Source organism: Empedobacter sp. UBA7252 (genome assembly GCF_002472765.1).
Classification (GTDB): Bacteria; Bacteroidota; Bacteroidia; order Flavobacteriales; family Weeksellaceae; genus Empedobacter; species Empedobacter falsenii_B.
The window spans coordinates 3,170-10,821 of sequence record NZ_DKSQ01000071.1 but is presented as its reverse complement, the minus strand read 5'-3'; the positions used below and the strand labels follow the sequence as shown (position 1 = coordinate 10,821).

Here is a 7,652-nt window from a genome sequence, read left to right as displayed (position 1 = left end):
AGATTTTCAAATCTAAAGGAGTTTATCGAAGAATCTTTTTTTTAAATTTTCTAATAAAAAAGCTAAATCATTTTCCTTTTTTAAAACGGAATTTGAAGTTTGAGCAGCTTCTTTTGATTTCTTACTTTTAACTTTTTTCAAATCATTTTGACTTGATTTTTTATTTTTAAACTTTTGAAATCAATCATCAACTAAAGTTTCAAATTCAGGTTTTGAGCAAGTTTTTGATCTTATTTCAAATTCATTTCAACGAAATAAATTCTTTATTCGAAAAGAAAACTTTTTAGCTTTTTTGTTTCTAATGGTGCCTTTTTCAGGCGATAAATACAGATTAAAAGTCTGTTACTAGAGCCGAATTCTAGTGCGTTAAACCAATACTCATTTATTAAATAAGTGAAGGAGTCGAACCTTCTGCGCGTTTGTTTTAATTATTCAGAATAGAAGTGATGAAGCATTTTCTACTACAATGCTATACTGAAACATTTGTTAAGGAACAATTAAAATCGTTTGGTTGTTAAACCTTTGACAAAGTTGGAGTAGAAGTGTGCGAATGAATTGCGCAATAAAATATTTTTTCGAAATAATTTGTAAATGATGATGAATAGAGGATTTTATATTGAAAATATTTTGAATAAAAGTTGAAGTGAAAATTTCTACGCAAATAGATTGCGTACTTTGATTTGAAATTTGTAGTATTGAAGAAAGAAATCAACCATGGCAACCAATAAAATTGCATTAATACGTTATCAAACGATCGATAAATGTCTTCAAAATCATTTCAGAAAATGGAGATTAGAAGATTTAATAGAAAAAGTTTCGGAAGCTTTGTATGAATACGAAGGAATAACTTCTGGCGTTTCGAAACGTACAATTCAGGGCGACATTCAGGTGATGCGAAGTGATAAATTGGGTTATAATGCGCCAATTGTTGTTCGAGAAAAAAAGTTTTATGAATATAAAGATCATGATTATTCGATCCATAATTCGCCTGTTTCGTCTGCAGATTTAGATAAAATGAAAGAAGTGATTTCGGTGATGAAACAATTGAATGGGTTTAATTATTTTGATGATATGAACGAGATTATTACTCGTCTCGAAAATAATTTATCCAAGCAAACTCATCAACAACCAAATTATATTCAGTTCGAAGAAAATCCATTATTAAAAGGTTTAGAACATTTGAACCGGTTGTATCAAGCAATTGTAAAGAAACAACCTTTGCTGATTTCGTATCAATCTTTTACCTCAAAAAGTAAAGAGCCAAAACAACAAGTTTATTATCCGTATTTGTTGAAAGAATACCGTAATCGCTGGTTTTTATTAGCTAAATCGAGAAAAGATAAAAATTTGTATACGTTGGCTTTGGATAGAATTGTTGAGTTTTATGAATTGGCAAATGAACCTTTTGTCGATGAGCAAGAAATTAATTTTGATACGTATTATAACAATGCGATTGGTGTAACGAAAAGTGTGAAAGAAAGAGAGCAGCGTGTTGTTTTTCGTGTGAATAAAAAATTAGCGCCTTATGTGGTGACAAAACCAATTCATGCGACGCAAAAAGTGTTGGAAGTGACGGACGAAGGAACTTTATTTTCGATAGAAGTTGTACATAATTTTGAGTTGGAACGAGAACTTTTAGGATTTGGAGAAGAAATAGAAATTCTTGCTCCAAGATTAGTGAAAAAAAGAATCAAAACACGATTAGAAAGAGCATTAGAAAAATATAAAAAATAGAATTTCTTTCATACATTTAATTCATTAAAAATTAACTTAAATGATATGGAATAAAAGAATAATGACACTTTTGAGTGTCTTTTTATTAATCTTCTCGACAAGTTCGTTTGCACAGAAAGCGAGTGATTTTGTGAAGAAATATATCTATTTAACTTTTGATGATGGGCCTTTGAATGGAAGTGAAAATATTGATGAGGTTTTCAAAAATGAGAAGTTAAAAGTGACTGTTTTTCTTGTTGGAGAACATGTGGAGAAAAATAAAACAATGACGAATTATTTTAAATATTACGAAGATAATCCGTACATCGAAGAATGTAATCATAGTTGGACGCATGCGAATGATCAATACAAAAAGTTTTATAGTAACGAGCAAACGTCGGTTGAGGATATTTTGAAAAACCAATCGATACTAAAATTACAAGATAAAATTGTTCGTTTACCAGGAAGAAACATGTGGAGATTGGACGGAAAATCGAAGAATGATGGAGCTTCTGGTGTACAAACGGCTGATGGTTTAGCAAAGTTGGGTTATAAAGTTATTGGTTGGGATTTGGAATGGACGCATCATGGAAAAGATGGAACACCGGTGCAATCTGTTCAAACGATTTATAAACAAATTGTTAATCAATTAGAATCGAATAAAACCTTTACAAATAATAATATAGTTGTGTTAATTCATGATGAGATGTTTCAGAATAAATGGGAAGAGTCCGAATTGAAACAATTGGTTGATCTTCTTAAAAAACATGATAACTATATTTTTGAGCAAATAAAATTTTATCCTCAATAAAACTTTTATAAAATACAAAAGCTGTCCAATTTTGGACAGCTTTTTATATGTAATAATCTGTATAAATTAGTCTCCCATCATTCCTCCAACTAAAGAATTGACAATTGCTAAAACAATACCAAATAATAATGCATACCAGAATCCGTCCACATGGAAACTATCTCCCATAATTGCACTTGCTAATAAGATAATGATTGCTGTAATCACAAAAGAAAATAATCCTAATGTTAAGATTGTTACAGGTAAACTAATAAAGTTTAAAACTGGTTTTACAACAGCATTTAAAAGTCCAATAACAAGTGCAACAATAATCGCAGAACCATATCCTTTTACAGATACTCCAGGTAAAATGTTAGCAAGTCCGAAAACAACTAATGCTGATACCAAAAGATTAATAATAAAGCCCATAATTTGTATTTTTTAGATTAATATATCTAAATTAAAATCAAAAGCTTTGCCAAATTGTTAAAAATTTTAATAAAAATAAAAAAAGCTCAGAAATTTCTGAGCTTTAGTATTATTGTATTGAGAAGATATTCTTTTTATAATTGTTCAAAAAGATATTTCATGTTGACTTCTTTGTCGATAATTTGAGCTAACTCATTAATATTAACACGTTTTTGCTCCATTGTATCACGGTAACGTAAAGTAACAGAATTATCGTTTAATGAATCGTGGTCAACAGTGATACAGAAAGGTGTTCCAATCGCATCCATACGACGGTAACGTTTACCGATAGTATCTTTTTCTTCGTACATTACGTTGTAATCTAAACGTAATTTCTTCAAAATTTCTTTCGCTAATTCTGGTAAACCATCTTTCTTTACCAATGGTAAAACAGCAGCTTTAATTGGCGCTAATGCAGCTGGTAAAGATAATACAACACGTTCTGATCCATCTTCTAAAACTTCTTCTTTCAATGAATTTGAGAAAACTGCTAAGAACATACGATCCAAACCTACAGAAGTTTCTACAACATAAGGTGTGTATGATTCGTTTGTTTCGTTATCGAAATATTGAATTTTTTTACCTGAATGTTGTTCGTGTGCTTTCAAATCGAAATCTGTACGTGAGTGAATTCCTTCTAATTCTTTGAATCCGAATGGGAATTTAAACTCAATATCAGCAGCAGCATTTGCATAGTGCGCTAATTTTTCGTGGTCGTGGAAACGATAATTTTCATTTCCTAAACCTAAAGTTTGATGCCAACGTAAACGTGTTTCTTTCCATTTTTCGTACCATTCTAATTCAGTTCCTGGTTTTACGAAAAATTGCATTTCCATTTGTTCAAACTCACGTTGACGGAAAATAAATTGACGTGCAACAATCTCATTACGGAAAGCTTTACCAATCTGAGCAATTCCGAAAGGTAATTTCATACGTCCAGATTTTTGTACGTTCAAGTAATTTAAGAAAATACCTTGAGCCGTTTCTGGGCGTAAATATAAATCCATTGCTTGATCTGCTGTTGCTCCTAATTTTGTTCCGAACATCAAGTTGAATTGACGAACTTCTGTCCAATTTTTAGAACCAGTTACAGGATCAGCAATTTCTAATTCTTCAATCAAAGCTTTTATATCGTCTAAATCTTCGTTTTCCAAAGATTTTCCCATGCGCGCTAAAATTGTATTGATTTGATTTTGATATTCTACAACACGAGGATTTGTCGCAACAAATTGATCTTTATCAAAAGCATCACCGAAACGTTTTGCAGCTTTCGCAACTTCTTTCTCTATTTTACCTTCAATTTTTGCACAATGATCTTCAATTAAAACATCGGCACGGTAACGTTTTTTAGAATCTTTGTTATCAATCAAAGGATCATTAAACGCGTCAACGTGGCCCGAAGCTTTCCAAGTAGTAGGGTGCATAAAAATAGCAGAATCAATGCCGACAATGTTTTCGTGCATTTGTACCATTGCTTTCCACCAATATTGTTTGATGTTATTTTTTAGCTCAGCTCCGTTTTGACCATAATCGTAAACGGCTGATAATCCATCATAAATCTCACTCGATTGAAAAATGAAACCATATTCTTTCGCATGAGAAACTACTTTCTTGAAAATATCTTCTGACATAATTAATTGTGTGTTCTTATTTAAAGTGCAATTTTAGTGATTTTTGATGACTATTGAGGTATATTTTGATAAAATCGTAAGGCTTTAATCGCTTATTCTATTTTTTGAGAAGATTATTAACAAAATGATTGATTTTACTATTCGAGTTATTTCAATTTCAATCAAAAAAAACATACTTTTAAATCATTAAAAAATGATAACCTTATGAAAAAGTTTATTCTTCCTATTCTATTATTAAGTTTTGTTACAAGTTGTAATTCTAATAATTCATCTAGTTCATCAACAGAAAATAAAATTGAAAGTGAAGTGAAAGATTCGGTTAAAGAATCGGATGTTAATTATAATGTTGCGCTTGATTTTATGAATAATTATGTTGATTATATCATGGATACAATTGTTAAAATAAACGAAGATGAGTATATCAAGCAAAATGAATTGTTGACGCAAAGTTTTAAAGATCGATACAAATTTGTGCAAGATTCTGCTTTTAAAGTTGAGCCAGAAGTTGGGTTGGATTTTGATCCAATTGTCGATGGACAAGATTTTCCTGATAAAGGATTTAAAATAAAATCGATTGATAAAGCAACAGGTTTAGTGACTTTGCAAGGGATAGATTGGCAAAATTTTGAAGTTGTTTTGAAAATTGTTAACGAAAACGATAAATCGTTGGTAAATGGTTCTGGGATTATTAATATTCCGACGAACAAACAGGCAAGAAGATAAAGTGATGAAAACTGAAAATTCTATAAGAAACTTTGAAAATGATATAAATTTCAGTTTGTTTTGATTTGAATTTTTTGTTTATTTTTGTCCAACATGAAAATGCAACATTACATAAAGTATGTTTTGTCGGTGGTTTTGATTTTTTCAAATCTTAGCTACGCATTTTCTATGCATTTTTGTCAAGGAGTGGTGGAGCAAGTGAAGTTGAATCATTTGGATAATAATTCGCACGAAATGGGAGTTTCTACTTCGTGTTGTCCTCCAAAAACAGAAAAAAAACATTGCGAATTACCGGAAAACAATAAATCTAAAAAAGATGATTGCTGTAAGGATATTTCATATTCGGATAAGTTTGTAGAAAAGCAAACTGTCAAAATTCAAAAACTTATTCCGATTAGTTTTATAGTTTCTGAAATTCTTCAAATTAGAATTCCGATTCAAGATGAAGAGGTGAGCAATCAATCTAGTTTCCTTGATTTTTATGTTGCGTCAAATGCACCGCCAAATTATATACTCAATTCTCAGTTAACATTTTACGAAGGGTAATACCCGTTTATTTTTTGATTAAATTAATCAGAAAACAATACGCTATTATCTAAATATTAAAGTATTTGATGAAAATCTAATCAACAAGTACACAATAATAAATAGGCATTGAGCCTTAAATCGTAAAAATGAAAAAAATATTCACTTCAGTATTTATACTAAGTGCTGCGTTTTCTTACGCACAATCTACTTTAAAAGGAAAAATTACAGATCAAAATCAACAACCAATCGTTGGAGCAGAAGTGTTTTGGCAATCGTCAGATATTACTGTTATTACAGATGAAAAAGGAAACTTTGAGATCGAAAATTATCAACCAACCTCAATTTTAGGTGTTTTTTATGACAATGAAACAACAACTTTTAAGGAATTAAAAGACGAATTTCAGAATATCACCATCAATGTAAAAGATCATTTTGGGGATACTTCGTTGAATGAAGTTGTGGTTCGTGATACAAGTAGTTCGCTTAAAAAATCGAAGTTTGCAACCAATATGACGACAATGACTGGAAAAGAATTGTTGAAAGCAGCATGTTGTAATTTAGCTGAATCTTTCGAGACAAATCCTTCTATTGATGTCAATTTTTCGGATGCTGTAATGGGAAATAAGCAAATTAAAATGTTGGGTTTAACCTCTCCTTATATTTTGATTGCAGAAGAAAATATACCAAATGTTCGTGGAGCTTCGCAAGCTTTTGGGCTTAGTTTTACGCCAGGAACTTGGGTAGAAAGTATTCAGGTGACGAAAGGTGCGGGAACGGTGATTAATGGTTATGAAAGTATTTCTGGGCAGATTAATACAGAATTAATCAAACCTTCAAATGATATTCCGTTGTTTGTGAATCTTTATGGTTCTACAGATTCGCGCTTCGAAGGGAATGTGCATTTGAACAAAAAATTGAATGATAAATGGAGTACTTCTTTGTTTATGCATGGAAATGCACGCGTTTCGAAGAATGATATGAACGATGATGGGTTTTTAGATAATCCGCTTGGACATCAAGTTAATGTGATGAATCGTTGGCAATATCAAAACTTAGAAAAAGGTTGGGTTGGATTTTTATCTGCAAGATATTTGAATGATACAAAACAAGCAGGACAAGTTGATTTTGATAAAGATCGTGATAAATTAACAACAAATTATTGGGGGTCAGAAATCAATACAAATCGTGTGGATGTTTCGTCAAAAATTGGGTATGTTTTTCCAGAAATGCCTTATCAAAGTATGGGATTACAAACGGCGTTTAGCTATCATAAACAAGATTCTTACTTTGGATTGAATCAATATGATATTGAGCAACAAAGTTTTTATTCCAACTATATTTTCAGTTCGATTATTAGCAATACAAAAAATAAATTCTCTACAGGAGCGAGTTTTACGTATAATAAATTCAAGGAATTTGTAGCGCTTCCGATTGATGCGAATTATGATCGAATTGATAATTCTGCAGGAGCATTTTTCGAATATACGTTTGATAATATGAAGAATTTCAATATGATTGCTGGGCTTCGTGGAGATTATCATAATCGAATGGGATTTTTCTTAACACCTCGTTTGCATACACGTTATACACCTGTAAAAGGAACAACAATAAAAGCATCGGTTGGTCGTGGAAAACGAATCAATAATATATTTGCAGAAAATCAGAATTTATTTGCTTCTTCAAGACAATTTAATATTTTGGGCGATGGAAATGGAAAAATATATGGTTTAGATCCAGAAATTGCATGGAATTATGGATTTAGCGTAACTCAAGAATTCAAATTATTTGGAAAAAATGCT

General features: G+C 31.0%; 7 protein-coding genes. 5 read left to right on the top strand and 2 right to left on the bottom strand.

Annotated elements, in window-relative coordinates; genetic code table 11:
* Positions 1 to 714: 714 nt before the first annotated feature.
* Together B2X73_RS10185 and B2X73_RS10180 are read left to right on the top strand one after the other, a co-directional pair.
* Positions 715 to 1,734, top strand: a complete 1,020-nt coding sequence (locus B2X73_RS10185) for a helix-turn-helix transcriptional regulator (RefSeq protein ID WP_286495816.1) — start codon at positions 715 to 717, stop codon at positions 1,732 to 1,734.
* Between the two features lie 40 nt (positions 1,735 to 1,774).
* Entirely contained in the window at positions 1,775 to 2,524 is a 750-nt protein-coding gene (locus B2X73_RS10180; RefSeq protein WP_286495817.1) for a polysaccharide deacetylase family protein, read from the top strand.
* A 66-nt stretch (positions 2,525 to 2,590) separates the two neighbouring features.
* Here B2X73_RS10180 and B2X73_RS10175 read toward each other — a convergent pair whose 3' ends face one another.
* Both B2X73_RS10175 and B2X73_RS10170 read right to left on the bottom strand, forming a co-directional pair.
* A complete protein-coding gene (locus tag B2X73_RS10175; protein WP_135836756.1) occupies positions 2,591 to 2,932 on the bottom strand; it encodes a phage holin family protein in 342 nt (113 codons plus the stop codon).
* 134 nt (positions 2,933 to 3,066) lie between these two features.
* Positions 3,067 to 4,602, bottom strand: a complete 1,536-nt coding sequence (locus B2X73_RS10170; RefSeq protein ID WP_219035232.1) for a glycine--tRNA ligase — start codon at positions 4,600 to 4,602, stop codon at positions 3,067 to 3,069.
* A gap of 204 nt (positions 4,603 to 4,806) precedes the next feature.
* Here B2X73_RS10170 and B2X73_RS10165 point away from each other — a divergent pair, with 204 nt between their 5' ends.
* The 3 genes from B2X73_RS10165 to B2X73_RS10155 all read left to right on the top strand — a co-directional run.
* Positions 4,807 to 5,325: a hypothetical protein gene (locus B2X73_RS10165; protein ID WP_286495819.1), complete on the top strand. Its 519-nt coding sequence runs from the start codon at positions 4,807 to 4,809 to the stop codon at positions 5,323 to 5,325.
* A 99-nt stretch (positions 5,326 to 5,424) separates the two neighbouring features.
* The gene (locus B2X73_RS10160; RefSeq protein WP_125349052.1) at positions 5,425 to 5,871 is read left to right on the top strand and encodes an HYC_CC_PP family protein; all 447 of its coding nucleotides are present in this window, start codon (positions 5,425 to 5,427) and stop codon (positions 5,869 to 5,871) included.
* A gap of 128 nt (positions 5,872 to 5,999) precedes the next feature.
* Positions 6,000 to 7,652: TonB-dependent receptor (locus B2X73_RS10155; RefSeq protein WP_291096361.1), on the top strand; the 1,653-nt coding region annotated here is incomplete at its 3' end.